The organism is Pseudomonas fluorescens, from assembly GCF_001902145.1.
Lineage (GTDB): Bacteria > Pseudomonadota > Gammaproteobacteria > Pseudomonadales > Pseudomonadaceae > Aquipseudomonas > Aquipseudomonas fluorescens_BV.
This window is the reverse complement of sequence record NZ_MRST01000027.1, coordinates 391,692-410,006: the sequence shown is the minus strand read 5'-3', so window position 1 is coordinate 410,006 and position 18,315 is coordinate 391,692. Positions and strand designations below refer to the sequence as shown.

16 protein-coding genes are annotated in these 18,315 nt (G+C 63.2%); 15 read left to right on the top strand and 1 reads right to left on the bottom strand.

The genetic code is table 11. The annotated features are described in order from the left end of the window. Window positions 1-2,193, bottom strand: coding sequence for a TonB-dependent receptor (locus BUE92_RS24785; protein WP_073526847.1), 2,193 nt, complete (start codon window positions 2,191-2,193; stop codon window positions 1-3). Window positions 2,194-2,392: 199 nt separating this feature from the next. Here BUE92_RS24785 and BUE92_RS24780 point away from each other — a divergent pair, with 199 nt between their 5' ends. The 15 genes from BUE92_RS24780 (at window position 2,393) to BUE92_RS24705 (ending at window position 18,302) form a co-directional block, all read left to right on the top strand. Next, window positions 2,393-3,433 carry a LacI family DNA-binding transcriptional regulator gene (locus BUE92_RS24780; protein WP_073526846.1) on the top strand — a complete coding sequence of 347 codons (1,041 nt, stop codon included), beginning with the start codon at window positions 2,393-2,395 and terminating at the stop codon, window positions 3,431-3,433. 256 nt (window positions 3,434-3,689) lie between these two features. Beyond that, window positions 3,690-5,357 carry a GspE/PulE family protein gene (locus tag BUE92_RS24775; protein WP_256674003.1) on the top strand — a complete coding sequence of 556 codons (1,668 nt, stop codon included), beginning with the start codon at window positions 3,690-3,692 and terminating at the stop codon, window positions 5,355-5,357. After that, on the top strand, window positions 5,354-6,550 hold the full coding sequence (gspF, locus tag BUE92_RS24770) for a type II secretion system inner membrane protein GspF (protein ID WP_073526845.1): 1,197 nt from the start codon (window positions 5,354-5,356) through the stop codon (window positions 6,548-6,550). The genes BUE92_RS24775 and gspF overlap by 4 nt, the downstream gene beginning before the upstream one ends. A 20-nt stretch (window positions 6,551-6,570) precedes the next feature. Beyond that, window positions 6,571-6,981, top strand: coding sequence for a type II secretion system major pseudopilin GspG (gspG, locus tag BUE92_RS24765; protein WP_143170029.1), 411 nt, complete (start codon window positions 6,571-6,573; stop codon window positions 6,979-6,981). A 7-nt stretch (window positions 6,982-6,988) separates the two neighbouring features. Next, window positions 6,989-7,414 carry a prepilin-type N-terminal cleavage/methylation domain-containing protein gene (locus BUE92_RS24760; RefSeq protein WP_073526843.1) on the top strand — a complete coding sequence of 142 codons (426 nt, stop codon included), beginning with the start codon at window positions 6,989-6,991 and terminating at the stop codon, window positions 7,412-7,414. After that, complete coding sequence (locus BUE92_RS24755; RefSeq protein WP_073526842.1) at window positions 7,411-7,743, top strand: type II secretion system protein; 333 nt, start codon at window positions 7,411-7,413, stop codon at window positions 7,741-7,743. Before BUE92_RS24760 ends, BUE92_RS24755 begins: the two co-directional genes overlap by 4 nt. Next, on the top strand, window positions 7,740-8,348 hold the full coding sequence (locus BUE92_RS24750; RefSeq protein ID WP_073526841.1) for a prepilin-type N-terminal cleavage/methylation domain-containing protein: 609 nt from the start codon (window positions 7,740-7,742) through the stop codon (window positions 8,346-8,348). The genes BUE92_RS24755 and BUE92_RS24750 overlap by 4 nt, the downstream gene beginning before the upstream one ends. Then, window positions 8,345-9,046, top strand: coding sequence for a general secretion pathway protein GspK (locus BUE92_RS24745; protein ID WP_073526840.1), 702 nt, complete (start codon window positions 8,345-8,347; stop codon window positions 9,044-9,046). Before BUE92_RS24750 ends, BUE92_RS24745 begins: the two co-directional genes overlap by 4 nt. Then, window positions 9,043-10,035, top strand: coding sequence for a type II secretion system protein GspL (locus tag BUE92_RS24740; RefSeq protein WP_073526839.1), 993 nt, complete (start codon window positions 9,043-9,045; stop codon window positions 10,033-10,035). Before BUE92_RS24745 ends, BUE92_RS24740 begins: the two co-directional genes overlap by 4 nt. Next, entirely contained in the window at window positions 10,010-10,612 is a 603-nt protein-coding gene (gene gspM, locus BUE92_RS24735) for a type II secretion system protein GspM (RefSeq protein ID WP_073526838.1), read from the top strand. Before BUE92_RS24740 ends, gspM begins: the two co-directional genes overlap by 26 nt. Further along, the gene (locus BUE92_RS24730; RefSeq protein WP_073526837.1) at window positions 10,609-11,109 is read left to right on the top strand and encodes a general secretion pathway protein GspN; all 501 of its coding nucleotides are present in this window, start codon (window positions 10,609-10,611) and stop codon (window positions 11,107-11,109) included. The genes gspM and BUE92_RS24730 overlap by 4 nt, the downstream gene beginning before the upstream one ends. Before the next feature lie 5 nt (window positions 11,110-11,114). After that, a complete protein-coding gene (gspD, locus tag BUE92_RS24725; RefSeq protein WP_073526836.1) occupies window positions 11,115-13,241 on the top strand; it encodes a type II secretion system secretin GspD in 2,127 nt (708 codons plus the stop codon). A gap of 910 nt (window positions 13,242-14,151) precedes the next feature. Then, window positions 14,152-16,545, top strand: a complete 2,394-nt coding sequence (locus tag BUE92_RS24715) for a TonB-dependent receptor plug domain-containing protein (RefSeq protein ID WP_073527215.1) — start codon at window positions 14,152-14,154, stop codon at window positions 16,543-16,545. A 19-nt stretch (window positions 16,546-16,564) separates the two neighbouring features. Then, entirely contained in the window at window positions 16,565-17,536 is a 972-nt protein-coding gene (locus tag BUE92_RS24710) for an amino acid ABC transporter permease (RefSeq protein WP_073526835.1), read from the top strand. Then, window positions 17,529-18,302 (top strand): amino acid ABC transporter ATP-binding protein, encoded by a 774-nt coding sequence (locus BUE92_RS24705; RefSeq protein ID WP_073526834.1) that lies wholly within the window; start codon window positions 17,529-17,531, stop codon window positions 18,300-18,302. Before BUE92_RS24710 ends, BUE92_RS24705 begins: the two co-directional genes overlap by 8 nt. The last annotated feature ends 13 nt before the right edge of the window (window positions 18,303-18,315 follow it).

Below are 18,315 nucleotides of genomic sequence, written 5' to 3'. Positions count from 1 at the left end.
CTAGAAATCCTTGCGCAGTTGCACGCCGAAGTAACGCTCATCGTCACGAGGCACGGCGCGGTAGATGTAGTTGCCGCCGCTGGCCAGCAGCGGTGAGTAGGATTTGTCGGCGAGATTCTTCGCCAACAGCGCAACGCGCCAACCATTGGTGTAGTCAGCCACCGCCACGCTGGCGTTCCAGATGCCGTACGCGCCTTGCTTTGTGTCCAGGTTCTGGCTGATGTCGTACTGCACTTCGCTCTGCCAGCTGTAGTCAGTGCCCAGTTCGATATCCAGGCCGTTATCCAGAGGGATGCTGTAGTCGGCGCGCACGTAGCTTTTCCAGTCCGGGCTGAACGGCAGTGGCTTGCCATTGACGTTGCACGTTGCCGCAGCGCCTGGCGGGCAGGTGAACTCATCGATGCGTGCCCGGGTATAGGCCAGGGCACCGGAGAGCTTGAGTCGCTGGGTGGCTTGCAACGCGTAATCGAGTTCGACGCCTTCGGTGCTGACGCTGCCAGCGTTGATCAGGCGCGTCACGACTTGGCCGGCGACGGTGTCGAAAAAGTTGGCCTGGTAGTTGTCGTAGTCACTGTGGAACACCGCCAGGTTGGTGGTCAGGCGGTTGTTCCAGGCAGTGGCCTTGATCCCGGCTTCCCAGGTATTGGAGGTCTCCGGCTTGAGCGCGTCGGTGTCGCGCGGCTGCATGTTGAAGAACACGTTGTAGGCAGGTCCTTTGTAGCCACGCGAGTAGGTGAGGTAGCTGGTGATGTTGTCGCTGAGGTCGTACTGCACACCCAGCCGACCGGACCAGCCGTCCTCGTCCACCGAACCCGAACTTGATGTTGCCGGTTGGATGCCGCTGACGGTCGTGGGGGAGGTGGACACGCGGCGATGGTCGTACTTCAAGTCGTCATGGGTGTAACGCAACCCGGCGATACCACGAAAGCGCGAGGTGAAGTTGAGCGTGGTCTCGCCGAACGCCGCGTAGCTGTCGCTGGTGGTGCTGTAGTCGGCAACGCCTCTATCGACCCGCGCCGTGGTGGTGAGGGTGCGCTGGTAGGTTTCCTCATCCTTGCCATGCATGTAGAACAGGCCGCCGACGTACTCAAGGAACTCACCTTTGGGCGAGGCCAGGCGCAGCTCCTGGGAGTACTGGTCGAACGCCAGGTCGCCTTTGTCGGCGGTGCCGGGGAACACGGCGGTGACCGTGCCGAGACGGTCGCCATCCTGATATTGGGTATTGTCCCAGCCACGCCAGGCGGTGATCGAGGTGAGGGTGTAGTCGCCCAGGTTCCAGTCCAACTGCGCCGACAAGCCCTTGTTGGTGTCTTCCACATGGCTGCGGGTATCGGTATTGATATCGCGGTTGTCGCGGGATGCCTGCACCGGGCCCAGCGCATTGCTGAACGCCGGGCTCAGGGACTTGCTGACCACGCCATTGGGCGCGTCATCGTGGGACTGCATGTAGTCGGCGATCAGGGTCAGTCTCACGTCATCGTTGGGCGTGAATTCCAGCTTGCCGCGAATGCCCTTGTGGTTGTAACCGTTGACCTCCTGACCGTTGTGGCGGTTATCGACGTTACCGTCGTAGCTGCCGAACAACGTGCTGATCGAGCCCTTGAGCACCTCCGGCACCAGGCTGCCGCCGATGCCGAAGCGCGTGCGGCTTTCATTGCCGCTGTAGAACGACTGGTCGATAAAACCGTGGGTCTGGGCGGTCGGCGCCTTACTGGTGATATTCAGCACACCGGCCGACGCGTTCTTACCGAACAACGTGCCTTGTGGGCCACGCAGCACCTCGATGCGCTCCAAATCCAGCAGGTCTAGCGTGGCCTGGCCGGGGCGTGCATAGACCACGCCATCGATCACCGTAGCCACCGTTGGCTCAACGCCCGGCGAGGTTGAAATGGTGCCCACGCCGCGCACGAACAATGACGTGTCCTTGTTCGACGCGCCGGTGCGAAAGTTCAGCGACGGTACTTGCTGCGCGATGCTCGCCACCCCGTTGCGATTGTCACGCTCCAGTTGCTCGCCATCGAGCACCGAGACGGCCACCGGGACTTTTTGCAGCGATTCTTCGCGGCGGGTAGCGGTGACTGTCACGGATTGGAGCGTGGGTTCCTGCTCGTCAGCCGCAACAGCGCCACAGACGGGCAGGGCACTGAGGCCAGCCAGAAGCAATAAATGGGAGTGTCGTGGAAAGTTATGCATGCTGTGCCCGCTCGAAAAAATACCCTGGTCCGCTGCGGTTCTGCGACCGTCAGCGCCTGTGAAAATGTCTTGGGCATTCGCTCGAGCGAGTAGCAGACAGCGCGCTTTGTTAGCGCTAACATCGGCATTATTGAAGCGGGCCGTTTAGAGCGTCAAATACTAAAAAATTAGTTTTATATTCCTTTTTTGAGGTTTTGCCGTGGACGAACACACACCGCGCAAGCGCCGGGGCGCCGGCCGCGTCACCCTGAACACCGTGGCGCGCCAGGCCGGGGTGTCGGCCATTACGGTGTCGCGTTACTTCAACCAACCTGAACAGGTTTCACCCGAGCGCCGTGAACGTATCGCCCAGGTGGTCGCGCAGTTGGGGTATGTGCCGAACCTGGTGGCCGGCGGGTTGGCCTCCGCGCGCGGCAAAATCGTTGCGATGGTGACTCCGAATATCTCGGGGCCGATTTTTGCCAATACGCTGCAAGGCTTCAGCGACACCCTCAGTCGTCACGGCTACCAGCTGTTGCTGGCCTCCAGCTATTTCAGCATCGAGCAGGAGGAAAGCGCGGTGCGTGCCTTTCTCGGCTGGTCGCCGGCAGCGCTGGTGCTGACTAGCCGCTTTCACAGCCCTGGCACCGAGAAGATGATCGCCGAGGCAGATATACCGATCGTCGAAACCTGGGACTACGTGCCTGAACGCACGCCGTTGCAAGTGGGGTTTTCCCATTATGAAGTGGGCGTCACCGCTGCGCGCTATTTGCATGGCAAGGGCTATCGGCGCATCGCCTTTGTACAGAACAGTGCGGTGGGCGACTTCAGCGCATTGGAGCGGCGCGATGGGTTTTGCGCGACCCTCTGCGAGTTGGGTGTGCAGCCCTGGGTCTTTGTGCCCGACGCCGACCGTGCACCCTTTGAAGCGGGCAAGCAGGCCATGGAAGCGCTGATGGGGCAGGCCATCACGCCCGACGCGATTTTCTTCGCCAATGACAACCTCGCCGCCGGCGGTTTGCTGGCCGGTCAACGCGCCGGGCTGAGCATCCCCCAGGACTGCGCCGTATTGGGATTTGGCGACTACCCGTTTGCCCACATGTTGCTGCCCAGCCTCAGCACCCTCCAGCCACCCGCGTTGGAGATCGGTGTGCTCGCCGCCACACGCGTCCTGCAAAGTCTGGGTGCATTAGCCACCAATGAGGAAGTTAAACGCTTGAATCTTTTGCACTGTCAGTTAATTGAACGAGAGAGCACCTGAACAACCTTGAATATGGCTAATTGCAACTAGTGGCTATTGGCTGCCAGCGCTCTAAATCAGTGCATTTGGCAATGTTTTGTATTTAATTACCCCCTCATCCGGAACTAGGGCTATAACTTCCAGTCGATACACCCGGCTAACGCCTGCCTGGGCTATGGCGAACTAATGGCATTGTTCGGTAGTTCTAAATAGCCATACTTTTCGCAACGTTAGATATTCCTCAATGATGTCGTCAGCGCCCATCGATGCTTGCAAGATGCAGATCCCGCATACCGACCAGGTGTGCGCGTGGCTGATGCAGCACGCCGGGCTCAAAATCGCTGATCTGGAACGCGCCCAGCGTTTATCCACTGAGCCTGGCGACTTGCTCGGTTTACTCACGCGCCTGGGCCTGGTGTCCGAAGTCGAACTGGCTCGCGCCTGGGCGGATTTGCTGAATGCGCCACTGCTGTTGGCCGACGCCGCGCCGCCGTTGCTCGACCCGCTCCCCGTGCTCACCGAGCGCTTTATGCGTCATTACCAGGTCGTGCCGATGGGTTGGCATCAGGGCGGGTTGCGCGTAATGGCCGCCAACCCGGCGCAGTGGTATCCGTTCCAGGCCCTGGCGTATGCCTGTGAGGTGCCGGTCTGGCTGGCCGTCGGTTCGCGTAATGAAGTCGACACGCTGATCGAGCGCTATTACGGCCAGGGCCGTTCCGCCATGGGCAGCCTGATCGAAAACCTCGATGAGCAGGGCGGCGTGCAGGAAGACATCGAACACCTCAAGGATATGGCCTCCGAAGCGCCAGTGATTCGCCTGGTCAATCTGATCCTGCAGCGCGCGGTGGAACAGCGCGCCTCGGATATCCATATCGAACCCTTCGAACACCAACTCAAGGTGCGCTACCGCATCGACGGCGTGCTGCACGACGCCGAAGCGCCGCCCGCCAGTTCGTCGGCGGCGGTGATCTCGCGGGTGAAGATCATGGCGCGCCTGGACATTGCCGAACGACGCCTGCCCCAGGACGGGCGCATCATGCTGCGTATCCAGGGCAAGGCGCTGGACTTGCGGGTGTCCACGGTGCCCACCAGCTTTGGCGAATCGGTGGTGATGCGCCTGTTGGACCGGCAGACCGTGCAGTTCGATTTCCCCAGCCTGGGCTTTGATGGCCCGCGCCTGGCGGCCTTCCAGGATCTATTGGCGCGGCCCCACGGCATCCTGTTGGTCACCGGGCCCACGGGCTCGGGCAAAACCACCACGCTCTATACCGCGTTGTCGCAGCTCAACACGGCTGAACGCAAGATCATCACCGTGGAAGACCCGGTGGAATATCAGCTTGAAGGGATTAACCAGATCCAGGTCAAGCCGGCCATCGGCCTGGACTTTGCCGGAGCGCTGCGCGCCATCGTGCGCCAGGACCCGGACGTGATCATGATCGGCGAAATCCGCGACCTTGAGACCTGCCGTATCGCCGTGCAGTCCTCCCTCACGGGTCACTTGGTGCTCTCGACCCTGCACACCAACAGCGCCGCTGCGAGCATCACGCGCTTGCTGGACATGGGCGTGGAGAGCTACCTGATTGCCTCCACGGTCAGCGGTATTCTCGCCCAGCGCCTGGTGCGGCGCCTGGACCCTGCCACGCGCGTGGCCTTCCAGGCCCCGCCGGAATTGATCAAGGAGCACGGCCTGGATCGCCTGACCGAGCAGCGCCCGATCCTGCTTTACCGCGGTGACTATCACGGCCGCAGCGCCCTCACTGAGTTGTTGGTGATGAACGACGAGTTGCGTGGCCTGCTGATGGGCCACGCCGACGCCGCCAGCCTCGAGCACGCCGCCCGCCGCGCCGGTTTGCGCACCTTGTATGAAGACGGTTTGCGCCAGGCCCTGGCCGGTGTGACGTCCCTGGAAGAAGTGCTGCGCGTCACCCGTGGAGATGACGCGTGAGCCTGTTCAAGTTCCGCGCCCTGGATAGCCAGGGCGTGGCCCAGAGCGGCACGCTGCAAGCTATTGACCAGGCCGCTGCCGTCGCCGTCTTGCATCAGCGTGGCTGGTTGCTGCTGCACATCGAAACGGCCAGTAGCCCCTTGTTGCGCCAGGCACGCGGGCACTTGAAGGGCGCAGCGCTGGTGAGTTTCACCCAGCTATTGGCCACGTTATTGGGCGCCGGCCAGCCCCTCGAACGCGCTTTAAACCTGTTGCTCAAGCAAGCCCGCCATCCTCAGGTGCGGGCCTTGATCGAGCGCATTCGCGACCAGGTCAAGGCCGGCAAACCGCTGTCGGCGGCGCTGGAGGAGGAGGGCGGCACGTTTTCCCCGCTGTACCTGAGCATGGTGCGCGCCGGTGAAGCCGGCGGGGCGCTGGAAGGCACCCTGCGCCAGCTCAGCGACTATCTGGAACGCAGCCAGTTGCTGCGCGGCGAGGTGATCAATGCGCTGATCTACCCGGCGTTCCTGGTGGTGGGTGTACTGGGTTCCCTCGCGCTGTTGCTGGCCTATGTGGTGCCGCAATTCGTACCGATTTTTCAGGACCTTGGCGTACCGATCCCACTGATCACCCAGGTGATCCTGGCGCTCGGCGAGTTCCTCGGCGCCTATGGCCTGGCGGTGCTGGCCGGGTTGTCGATCAGTGGATGGATCCTGGCGGCGCGCCTGCGTGACCCCCTGCGCCGTGAGCGTCACGACCGTCACCTGCTGGGCATCCGCGTGATCGGCCCGCTGCTGCAACAGGTGCAAGCCGCCCGTCTGACCCGCACCCTCGGCACGTTGCTCAGCAATGGCGTGGCGCTGCTGCCCGCGCTGGTGATCGCCCGGCAAGTCTGCAGCAACCGTGCACTCCAGGCGCAAGTGGCGCTGGCAGCGCAACGGGTCAAGGGCGGCGGCACCCTGGCCGATGCGTTCGGCCGCCAGCCGCTGCTACCGGAGCTGGCGCTGCACATGATTGAAGTCGGTGAACAGGCCGGTGAACTGGACAGCATGCTGCTCAAGGTCGCCGACATCTTCGACGTCGAGGCCAAGCGCGCCATCGAACGCTTGCTCGCGGCAATGGTGCCGACCCTGACCGTGGTCATGGCGGTGCTGGTGGCGGTGATCATGCTTGCGATCATGCTGCCGCTGATGAGCCTCACCAGCCATATATGAACTTTCAAGGAGCAGAACCGATGAAAACCCGACACCGCCAAGGCGGCTTCACCCTTCTGGAAATGCTGGCGGTGATCGTGCTGCTCGGCATTGTCGCGACCATTGTGGTGCGCCAGGTCGGTGGCAATGTGGATAAAGGCAAATACGGCGCGGGCAAGGCGCAACTGGCCAGTTTGAGCATGAAGATCGACAGCTACGCTCTGGACGTGGGGGCGCCACCCAACAACCTGCAACAGCTGCTCGACAAGCCGGCCAGTGCTTCCAACTGGACCGGCCCCTACGCCAAGCCTTCGGAGTTGAAAGACCCGTTCGGCCATGGGTTCGGCTATCGCTTCCCTGGTGAACACGGCGCCTTCGACCTGATCTTCTACGGCCAGGACGGCCAACCCGGCGGCGAGGGCTACAGTGCCGACCTGGGCAACTGGGAATAACCCGCCCGTGGCCCAGCGAGGCTTTACCCTGCTGGAGATGCTGGTGGTCATCCTATTGATCGGCATTGCGGCGGGGTTGTTGGGGCTGGGTGTACGGCAAGGGCTGCAGGTGGCCAAGGAGCGGCGGGTGGTCGCGCAGATGGTCGAGGCGCTGCGCGCCACGCGGGCGAGCGCGATCGTCAGCGGCGAGGCGGCGCACACTCAATTTGACCTCCAGGGCCGCACATTCCAGGCGCCAGGGCGTGCGTCACAGCAGTGGCCAGCGCAGGTGCAAGTGACCTTGCACAGTGCCGAGCAGGCAGGGTCCGCCGTGGTGTTCTATCCCGACGGCAGTTCTACCGGCGGTAACCTGCTGCTGGCCAACGGCAGCCGTCGTTGGCGCATCGACATTGGCTGGCTTACCGGCAGTGTGCAGTCCAAGGCGCTGCCATGAAGCATCAGGCCGGTTTCACCTTGCTGGAAATGCTCGCCGCCCTGACGTTGATGGCTGTGTGCAGCAGCGTGTTACTGGTTGCCTTCGGCCAGAGTGCGCGCGCCTTGTCCCAGGTGGCCCACAGCGACCGCCTCAGCCATGCCGCGCTCACGCTGCTGGACCAGGAAGCCGCCGGCCCGCTGACGGAGGGAACCCGCCAAGGCGAACTCGAGGGTATCCATTGGCAACTGACCAGTACCCGCCAACAGCCGCACCTGTTTCGTCTCGACCTGAACGTGCGTGAAGGCGCGCATCAGGCGCACTTCAGCACCTTGAAGGCGCGCCTGTGAAGCGCCGTGAGCAGGGCTTCACGTTGCTGGAAGTGCTCGTGGTGCTCAGCTTGCTGTCGGTATTGTTGCTGCTGGTGAGCGCAGCGTTGCTGGGGGCCAATCGGGCGGTGGCCAAGGCCCAGGCCTACACCGTCAGCCTGGATGAAATGCGCGCCGCCCAACAGTTTTTGCGCACCTCGATCAGCGAGGCGCTGCCGCTGAAGCTCACTGACGATGACAGCCAGGCCGAAGGTTTTTTTATCGGCACGCCTGAACGTCTGCAGTTTGTGGCGACCTTGCCCGGTGTATTGGGCGGGGGTATCCAGCGCTTTACCCTGCAACGGGTCGGGCAGGATCTGCAGGTGGCTTTTTCGCAGAGGGCCTCCCACGCCAACGCGCAGCGCGATGAGCCGCAGGTGCTTTTGCATGACGTCGAGGCGCTGCAGTTCAGCTATCGCGGTGTCTCGCCACTGGGCCAGCCCACCGACTGGTTGAGCCCGTGGCCCTGGCCCCGGCGCCTGCCCACAGCGGTGCGTATCGACGCCACCGTCGACGGGCCGGTGTCGTGGGTCACCCTGGTGGTTGCGCTGCGCCTGAACCTGTCCAGCGCGAGCAGCGAAGAATGAAGCGCCAACGCGGTGCGGCCCTGTTGCTGGTGTTGTGGGTGCTGGCCTTGCTCAGCGTATTGCTGGGTGGCCTGGCCGGGTGGGTGCAACTGCAAAGTCGCCAGGCGCTGTGGCTGCGTCAGCACACTCAGACACTGTTGGCCGCCCAGGCCGGTATCGCACAGGTCATGGCGCAAGGGCAGTGGGTGGCGGACGGGCGTTCTACTGCGCTGACCTTCGACGACGCCCGCTTGCAGGTCAGTGTGCGCAGTGAGCGCGGCAAGCTGTACCTGGTCAACGCCGCCCCCCAAGACCTCACGCGCCTGGCCCTGGCCTGCGGCGCTACACCGGTTCAGGCCCAGCAATTGGCCAAGGCCCTTGAGACTCGCCGCCATCAGGGCCTGGCGCCGTTTCGGGTGCTGGAGGAGGTACGTCAACTCCCCGGCATGACCCAGGCGCTCTACAGCCAACTACTGCCGCACATCACCTTGTGGAGCGACCTCGACCGGCCCGCTCCGGCATTCGCCAGCCCCTTGATGCGCAAGGCGTTGAACCTGCCACGCCAGAACGCCGAGGGTGTCGACCCCGGCCAGGTCGTGGAAATCGACAGCCGCGCTGAGCGCCCCGGCGGCTATCAGGCACGCCTGCGACTGACCCTTTTATTGAGCCCTGCGGAGGACAGCGCACAGCCCTATCGGGTGGTGCGGTGGCAAGAATGATTCAACTCGAACCGATTGCCCGCTATTGGCGCGGCAGCCTGCTGCAACAAGGCTGGCGCCTGTGGCTCACGGAGTTACGCGGCTGTATGCCGAAGTGGCTGGCGTTCCAGGAACCGCCCGAGCACGTTCATCACTGGCCGCTGACGGCACCGGTGGTGCCAGGCAATGCGCGCCAGGTGCTGATGCTTGCTCCTGATGCCGTGTTGCAGCAAAGCGTGCAACTGCCTCTGGCTGCCGCGCGCAACCTCGTGGAGGTGGTTGGCTATGAACTGGACCGCTACACCCCGTTCAACGCCGAGCAGCTCTACTTTGTCGCCCGTCAGGAGCGGCGCACACCCAGCCACCTGGAGGTGAGGGTGGTGACGATCCTACGCGAGCGCCTTGACCAAGTCCTCACTGACTGCGCCGCCCTCGGCCTGTACCCACACCGCGTGGATGTGGCGGGCCTGGGTATCGACCTGCTGCCCGCGCCGTTACGCCCGCGTTCGCGGCCTGCCGGCAAGCAATTGCAGCGCAGCCTGCCGTGGTTGTGCGGCGCGTTGCTGATTGCGGCGATGCTGTTGTGGCTCAACGACCGCCAGCGGGTACTCGACAGCATGCACGCCACTGTCCAGCAGCAAAAAGCCGAGGTCGCCCAGGTGCACGCCCTGCGCCAGCAACTGCTCAACACCCGTGGCGCGGCGCAGTACCTGTCCCGGCGCAAACAGGCGCAACCCCCCCTGGCCGCGTTGCTGAATGACTTGACCAACTGCCTGCCCGCCGACACCTGGCTCGACCAATTGGACGTCAAGGACGGCGAGGTGAGTTTCTCCGGCCAGAGCGCCAAGGCCAGTGGCCTGATCAGCCGCATCAAAGGCTGCCAGCGGTTGGACAACGCGCAGTTCGAAGGGGTGATTCAACCCGACGCACGCACCGGCAAGGACCAGTTTGCCTTGCGTGCCCACTTACGCCAGGAGGCCGCCGATGCGCCGACCCCTCACACCCCGTGAACGCCGCGGCGCCGCCTTGTTGATCCTGGCTTTGGTGCTCGGCGCGGCCTATTGGCTGTTGATCGACAGCTGGTTCGCCGGGCCGCTGCGGGCCATGGGTGAACAGGCCGAACAGTTGCGTGAACAGCAGCAGCGCTATGCCAGCGTCATACGCCAGGGCGATGCCTTGCGCGAACAGCTGGCGCAAGCACAGCAAGACCCGGCCAGCAGCGCCAGCCTGTTGCCGGGGGACGACCCGGATGTGGTCGCCGCCGACCTGATGCAGCGTCTCGCCGACCTGATCAACAGCCACGCCAACCTCGGCGGCGGCTGCAACCTGACCCAGCGCAAGCCGATCACGCCCGAACAGGATGACAGCGAGCCCTATCGCCAGGTCAAGGTCAGCCTCACGCTCAATTGCGCCATCGAACCGCTGACCGCGATCCTGCATGGGCTGGAATATCAACCGCCTTTTCTGTTCGTCGATGAGCTGCATATCCGTCGCGACAAACAGGCGCCAGCCAGTGGCGGGGCAGGCAAGCTGGCGGTGCAACTGCTGGTGCGCGGCTACCTGCAACCGGCGCGGGTGGCACCATGATTGGCCCATTGCGTCCTCTTGAATGGGGCTGGCTCGGCGTGGCCGGGCTCTTGGGGCTGTTGATGGCGATGATCCTCAGCAGCATCGGCGATGCTCCGCGGTGGTTACCCGATGCGCCGGTGCACGCGCCACCCTCGTTCCAGGTGCAGGCCGCTCCCACGCCAGCGTTGCAAGACCTTGCCGGCACTTGGCAAGCGCCGCTGTTCAGCCCGGATCGCCGCCCGGACCGGGAGGTGGGCAAAGCCCAGGTGGCGAGCCTGGCCAACCTGACCCTCAGCGGCATCATGATCACCGGCAACCTGCAAATGGCCATGCTCAAGCAAGCCGGTGGCCCAACGCTCACGGTGCGCTTGGGCCAGGCGTTACCCAACGGCTGGCGCCTGGAACACCTGACCCCGCAATACGCCCGTTTCGCCCTCAACGGGCGCACCCAGACCCTGAGCCTCTACGGTAAGCGGTTACCCCTGATCTCACTTCCCCGCGAGTCTCTCCCTTGATCGATATGCGCACTTCGCTGTTTTGCCTGGCTACCGCCGTCTCCTTGGGCGGCTGTGGATCTTTTCCCGACACCCTCGACCCGGACAACGACCTGCTGCACGAGGCCCTGCAGGGCACCGGCGCACAACGCCCGCCGCTTCAGGCGCCTGTGGCCGAAAGCCCTCCACCTGCCACCCAGGCTCCGCCGCAGCGCCAGCTGATTCGTGGCAATCAAGCGTTTGTGCGCCAGCCCAAGGCGCCTGTAAACGTGCCGGAGCAGGGCGGCGACATCGTGTTCAACTTCGCCGATCAGCCCATCGAGGCCGTGATCAACAGCGTGATGGGCGACCTGCTGCACGAGAACTACAGCATCGCCGAGGGCGTGAAGGGCACTGTCAGCTTCTCCACCTCCAAGCCCGTGGACAAACAGCAGGCGCTGTCGATTCTCGAAACCTTGCTGTCCTGGACCGACAACGCCATGATCAAGCAGGGCAACCGCTATGTGATCCTGCCGGCCAACCAGGCAGTGGCGGGCAAGCTGGTGCCGCAGATGCGCGTGGCGCAACCGGCCAGCGGCCTCTCGGCACGTCTGTTTTCACTGCGCTATATCTCGGCCACCGAGATGCAGAAACTGCTCAAGCCCTTCGCCCGTGAAAACGCTTTTTTGCTGGTAGACCCGGCGCGCAATGTCCTGAGCCTGGCCGGCACGCCCGACGAACTGGCCAACTACCAGGACACCATCGACACCTTCGACGTGGACTGGCTCAAGGGCATGTCGGTGGCGGTGTTCGGCCTGCAACGCGCCTCGGTGGCCGAGCTGATGCCCGAGCTGCAAGCCATGTTCGGCGCGGACAGTGGCACACCCCTGGCCGGCATGCTGCGGTTCTTGCCGGTCGAGCGCACCAACTCGGTGGTGGCGATTTCTTCCCAGCCCCAGTACCTCAGCGAAGTGGGCGACTGGATCCGCACCATCGACGAGGGCGGCGGCAACGAGCCGCAGATGTATGTGTACGACGTGCGCAATATGAAGGCCGCCGACCTCGCCAAGTACCTGCGGCAGATCTACGGCAACGGCGCGATCAAGGATGACGCCCCGGCGAAAGTAGCGCCGGGCTTGCGTACCACCACTTTGTCCTCGTCCACCAGTGCCGGTTTGCAGGCGAGCGCCCCGGTGCCCGCAGCCGAAGAACCTGAATCCGAGCCTGCCGAAAACACCCAGGCATTGCCCACCAGCGCCCTCGAAGCCGGCACGCGCATCACCGCGCAAAAAAGCAGCAACCAACTGCTGGTGCGCACCCGCCCGGCGCAATGGAAGGAAATCGAAGCGGCGATCAAACGCCTCGACAACCCACCGCTGCAAGTGCAGATCGAGACCCGCATTCTGGAGGTCAAGCTCACCGGTGAACTGGACCTGGGCGTGCAGTGGTACCTGGGCCGCCTGGCCGGTAATTCCACCAGCACCACGGTGGCCAACGCCTCCGGCAGCCAAGGCGCCCTCGGCGGTGGCGGGGCAGGGCTGGGCGCGGCGGACTCGTTGTTCTACTCTTTCGTCAGCTCCAACCTGCAAGTGGCCCTGCACGCCCTGGAAACCAACGGGCGCACCCAGGTGCTGTCGGCGCCATCGCTGGTGGTGATGAACAACCAGCCGGCGCAGATCCAGGTGGGGGACAACATTCCTATCAGCCAGACCACCGTCAATACCGGGGACGCCGACACCACCTTGAGCAGTGTGGAATATGTGCAGACGGGGGTGATTCTGGATGTGGTGCCGCGTATCAACCCGGGTGGGCTGGTGTACATGGATATCCAGCAACAGGTCAGTGATGCCCAGAACCCGGCGGGCAGCAGTGAGACGCCGGTGAACCCGCGTATTTCCACGCGTTCGGTATCGACCCAGGTGGCGGTGCAGAGTGGCCAGACTGTGCTGCTCGGTGGGTTGATCAAGCAGGACAACGCTGAGAGTGTCAGCGCCGTACCTTATCTGGGGAAGATCCCGGGGTTGCGCTGGTTGTTTGGCAATACCGGCAAATCCAAGGACCGCACGGAGCTGATTGTGCTGATTACGCCGAGGGTGATCACCAGCAGCAGCCAGGCGCGGCAGGTGACGGATGATTATCGCCAGCAGATGCAGCTGTTGCGCCCGGCTCAATAAACCCGGCTGCACCGAGTACCAATGTGGGAGCTGGCTTGCCTGCGATGACGGCCTGCCAGCCGACGCCTATCTACCTGACACCCCGCAATCAAACTGTGGGAGCGGGCTTGCTCGCGAAAGCGGCCTGACAGCTGATGCAGTTATACCGAGTACATATCCATTGCTGCGGTAACGGCCACTTAGGGTTCCGCCTGACGGCGGGTCACTTTGGAAAAGAGCCCCAAAGTAACCAAAGGGCTCTTGCCCCACCACTCGGCACCTCGCCTAGGCTCGGTGTGCCCGAACACAGTCTTGAATCCGTGGGCCGCCGCCACGCGCCATCCATGGCGCGGGGCGGCTAACCCGGCGTCCTGCCGGGTTACCCACGAATTCAAGCCTGCGTTCGGCCAGCGTGGTTTAACGGGGCGCCTGAGATCAAGATCAAGAGCGGCTCGCTTCGCATCGTGGTTACCGTCGTTAGCTACCGTTGCGATGGGGGCGTGTCAGTAAATGCATTTTGACTGGCCCACAGTCATCGGGAGCAAGCCCCCTGCCACACTTTGAGCGCTCTGCGCGCTCAGATGAAAAATCATTTTTATGAATAATTATTTTTAGAAATAATGAAAGTAGGGAATATTAGCTTATGCCCAAATAGCATTATATTTTTAAAATCCATTCCGTTATGTTTGATCCCAACAGCCTACCCCTGACCTCGGATGGTACCCAGCGTGATTCAGATTCTGCGCGCCTGACCGGGTAATCATCCCGCCGCAGCAGAGTCGTTGGACGGGAGCTCAACGTATGTTGCCACTTCAAACCCCTCGCTTGCCCCACACCTAGCCCAAGCCGCATCGCCCCTTTGAATACCGGCCACGCCGCGCCAGGCGCGTGCCTGCCCGACTTTGCGCTTTGGAAAAAGCTGGGAATGGATATGAAGCAAATTCTGCAACCTACTGCTGCCCTGACCCTGTCGCTGTTCGCCGCAGCGGCACAGGCCCAGGATGACAGCACCTTGTCGACGGTCGTCGTGACCGGCAACCGTGGCGCCGAGCAGCGCACGGTCACCAGCAGCCCGGTGCCGATTGACGTGGTCAGCGCCCAGCAATTGCAAAACACCGGCAAGCCCGGGTTGATGGAGGCTTTGAGCGCGGTAATCCCCTCGCTGACCCTGCCGGAAAAAACCGGTTGGGACGCCAGCGGCATTGCCCGGGCACCGAACCTGCGGGGCTTGAGCGCCGCCGAAGTGTTGGTGCTGGTCAACGGCAAGCGCCGCCACACCAGTGCCACCTTGAATATCAACGGCATCAACACCGGCGCGGCGCCGGCTGACCTGGACCTGATCCCCATCAGCGCCATCGACCATGTCGAAGTGCTGCGCGATGGTGCGGCTGCCCAATACGGGTCCGACGCCATCGCCGGGGTGATCAACGTGATCCTCAAGGCCGACACCCGCGGTACCTCGGTGACCCACGCGGGCCTTGGCTACGACGGCAAGAAACAGACCGTGCAGCAAAGCCTCAACAAGGGCTTCGAAATCGGCAACGGCGGCATCGTGCAACTGGCCCTGGATGCGCGCAGCCAGAACGATGACAACAAGGCCAGCGCCAACGGCTACACCTATGAGCAAGCCTATGGCCTGGCGGGCAAGTCCACCTATGGCGGCTACGGCACGCCCAAGACCAACCTGCTGACCCTGGGCTACAACGCCGAGCTGCCGATCGACGACAGCCTCAGCCTCTACTCCTTTACCACCTACTCGCGACGCAAGGCCGAGCAGGGGCAGAACTACCGTCTGCCGACCATCACCAACACCATCACCACCGGGCCCAACGGTTACCCGGCCGGGTACACCCCGACCTGGTACATCGACGAAGACGACTTCCAGGCGGCGTTCGGTGGCAAGGGCACTGTGGGCGAGTGGGATTGGGACCTGTCCACCACCTACGGGCGCAACGAAGCGGAGCAGGGCACCACCCACAACCAGAACCCTTCCCTGGGCGAAGCCACGCCCAACAGCTTCACCTCCGGCACCTGGATTTCCACCGAGCTGACCACCAACCTGGACTTCAAGCGTGGCTTCGATATCGGCCTGCAAAAGCCCTTGGACCTGTCCTACGGCTTCGAGCATCGGCGCGACACTTACGAGGTGCAAGCCGGCGATTACGCGTCCTATGCCAATGGCGGTTACTGCGTGGCGCCGGGTAACTGCGCATCGTCCGGGGCACAGGTCACCAACGGTATTTCACCGGACGAAGAAAGCAGTACGTCACGCAACAGCCTGGCCGGTTATGTGGATGTGGGTTTCAACCCCTTGCCGGACTGGTACGTCGGCACGGCGGTGCGTTATGAGCATTACAACGAGGGCGTGGGCGCCACCCGCAGCGGCAAGCTGACCACCCGCTACGACTTCACCCCGCAGTTCGCAGTGCGCGCCACGGTGAGCAATGGCTTTCGTGCGCCGTCCCTGGCCAACAGTCTGTTCAGTGCGCGCTCCACCACCTATGGCGTCGTCGATGGCGTGTATCAGTCGATCAACTATGGCGTGCTCCCCGTGGGCTCGGCGGCGGCCCAGGCGCTAGGCGCGCAGGCGTTGAAGCCCGAGCGATCCACCAACTTCAGCCTTGGTTTCACGCTCACGCCCACCGACCGCCTGAGCTTCACCGCCGATGCCTACGTGATCAACCTGCGTGACCGCATCACCCTTACCGGCACCTTGCTGGGCCCGGAAGTCACCCAGGTGCTGCAGAACAACGGCATCAACTCCACCTCCGGCGGCCAGTACTTTATCAACGGCGCCGACACTCGCACCAAGGGTCTGGACCTGGTCAGCAGCTACAACCAGGACCTGGGCGCGTTCGGCGCGCTGAAGTGGACCGCCGCGTTCAACTGGAACCAGACCCAGATCCTCAACTACAAGGAATCCACCCACATTCTTGGTACGTCCTACGACCTGATGGACCGCCAGGCGCGCAACCTGATCACCGGCGTGCAACCCAACACCAAGCTGATCCTGGGCGGTGACTGGAGTATCGAACGTTTCAACCTCAACCTGGCCCTGACCCGCTACGGCTCGTACAAGGAAGTGAACTCATCGGCCAATCGTGACCTGGACCGGGTCTACAACGCCCGCTGGATCACCGACCTCGACCTGGGCTACAGCCTCACCAAAGACCTGAACATCGCCATCGGCGCCAAGAACCTGTTCGACCTCTATCCCAAGAAACAAGGAGTGCCGAGCAGCACCATGGTTGCCAGCTACGGCACCTATTCGCCCTACGGTTTTACCGGTGGGTATTACTACACCCGGCTGACTTACGCCTTCTGAGGCCTGCGAGGAAAAGAACATGCCCATTGTCGCCAAACCCTATGACCTGCTGGATGAAGTCAGCGCCCAACCGCTGCGCCAGCGCCATGTCGCCACGCCGATCAAGACGTTGCGCGTGGTGCCGGCCCGGCACCCCTGGCGCTGGGCCGGGTCGATTTTCGCCGCGCTGGTATTACTCGCCATCGTGCACTCCCTGGCCACCAACCCGCGCTGGGAATGGGGCGTGTTCGGCCAGTGGTTCTTCTCGCCCTCGGTGCTGCGCGGCTTGGGCCAGACGTTGCTGCTGACGCTGCTGAGCACAGTGTTCAGCATTTTGCTGGGTACCGCGCTGGCCCTGGCGCGGCTGTCGGGTTCGCCGTTGCTGGCGGCGTTGGCCTGGGGCTATATCTGGTTTTTCCGGTCGATGCCGGCACTGCTGGTGCTGATCATCCTCTACAACTTTGCCTACCTGTACGACCACATCGTGTTAGGCGTGCCGTTCACCGACCTGGTGTTCGCCGAATGGTCGACGGTGGATGTGCTCAGCCAATTTACCGTGGCCGTCCTGGGCTTGAGCCTGATGCAGGCGGCCTACGCGGCGGAGATCGTTCGCGGTGGGCTGATCGGCGTGGATGCCGGCCAGCATGAAGCGGCGGCGGCCTTGGGGCTGCCGGCCTCTCGACGCATCTTCCGGATCATCCTGCCCCAGGCGCTGCGCTCGATCTTGCCGTCGGGGTTCAACGAAATCATCGGCCTGGTCAAGGGCACCTCGATTGTCTACGTACTGGCCTTGCCCGAGCTGTTCTACACCGTGCAGGTCATCTACAACCGCACCCAGGCGGTGATCCCGTTGCTGATCGTCGCCACGGTCTGGTACCTGATCATCACCACCGTGCTCACCAGCGCCCAGTACTACGTCGAGCGCCACTTCGCCCGGGGCACCGCGCGGGTGCTGCCACCCACGCCGTTGCAGCGCGTGCGCCGCTGGTTCAAGGAGAAGGCCCATGCCTGAAGCACGCGCCGGGCGCATCCAGATCCAGGGCGTGGGCAAGCGCTTTGGCAATCAGCAGGTACTCGATCATATCGACCTGAGCATTGACCCTGGCAAGGTCACGGTGATCCTCGGGCCGTCCGGGTCGGGCAAGTCCACCTTGCTGCGCACCATCAACCACTTGGAGAAGATCGACAGCGGGCACATCACCATCGACGGTGAATACGTCGGTTATCGGCGCAAAGGCGACCTGCTTTATGAACTCACCGAGCGCGAGGTCCTCAAGCGCCGCATCGACGTGGGCTTCGTGTTCCAGAACTTCAACCTGTTTCCCCACCTCACCGCCTGGGAAAACATCGCCGAAGCGCCCCTGGCGCACAAGCGCTGGAGCCGGCTGCAGGCCCGTGACAAGGCCGATGAATTACTCGCCAAGGTCGGCCTGGCGGACAAGGCCGACGCCTACCCGCGCCAGCTCTCCGGCGGCCAACAGCAACGCGTCGCCATCGCCCGGGCCTTGGCGCTCGACCCCAAAGTGCTGCTGTTCGACGAGCCCACCTCGGCCCTCGACCCGGAACTGGTGGGTGAGGTGCTCGACGTGATCAAGGGCCTGACCCAACTGGGCGTGACCCTGGTGATCGTCACCCATGAGATCGGCTTTGCCCGCGAAGTGGCCGACCACGTGGTGTTCCTCTGCGACGGCCAACTGATCGAAGAAGGCCCGCCCGAACAGATCCTGCGCCAACCCCGACATCCCCGCACCCAGGCCTTTCTCGGCAAAGTGCTTTAGTTCAAGGAGTGAC

Excerpts from the sequence above, each read along its gene's own strand:
- BUE92_RS24785 (WP_073526847.1), bottom strand. The coding sequence starts at position 2,193 with ATGCATAACTTTCCACGACACTCCCATTTATTGCTTCTGGCTGGCCTC.
- BUE92_RS24775 (WP_256674003.1), top strand. The coding sequence starts at position 3,690 with ATGCAGATCCCGCATACCGACCAGGTGTGCGCGTGGCTGATGCAGCAC.
- gspG (WP_143170029.1), top strand. The coding sequence starts at position 6,571 with ATGAAAACCCGACACCGCCAAGGCGGCTTCACCCTTCTGGAAATGCTG.
- BUE92_RS24755 (WP_073526842.1), top strand. The coding sequence starts at position 7,411 with ATGAAGCATCAGGCCGGTTTCACCTTGCTGGAAATGCTCGCCGCCCTG.
- BUE92_RS24745 (WP_073526840.1), top strand. The coding sequence starts at position 8,345 with ATGAAGCGCCAACGCGGTGCGGCCCTGTTGCTGGTGTTGTGGGTGCTG.
- BUE92_RS24740 (WP_073526839.1), top strand. The coding sequence starts at position 9,043 with ATGATTCAACTCGAACCGATTGCCCGCTATTGGCGCGGCAGCCTGCTG.
- gspM (WP_073526838.1), top strand. The coding sequence starts at position 10,010 with ATGCGCCGACCCCTCACACCCCGTGAACGCCGCGGCGCCGCCTTGTTG.
- BUE92_RS24730 (WP_073526837.1), top strand. The coding sequence starts at position 10,609 with ATGATTGGCCCATTGCGTCCTCTTGAATGGGGCTGGCTCGGCGTGGCC.
- gspD (WP_073526836.1), top strand. The coding sequence starts at position 11,115 with ATGCGCACTTCGCTGTTTTGCCTGGCTACCGCCGTCTCCTTGGGCGGC.
- BUE92_RS24715 (WP_073527215.1), top strand. The coding sequence starts at position 14,152 with ATGAAGCAAATTCTGCAACCTACTGCTGCCCTGACCCTGTCGCTGTTC.
- BUE92_RS24710 (WP_073526835.1), top strand. The coding sequence starts at position 16,565 with ATGCCCATTGTCGCCAAACCCTATGACCTGCTGGATGAAGTCAGCGCC.
- BUE92_RS24705 (WP_073526834.1), top strand. The coding sequence starts at position 17,529 with ATGCCTGAAGCACGCGCCGGGCGCATCCAGATCCAGGGCGTGGGCAAG.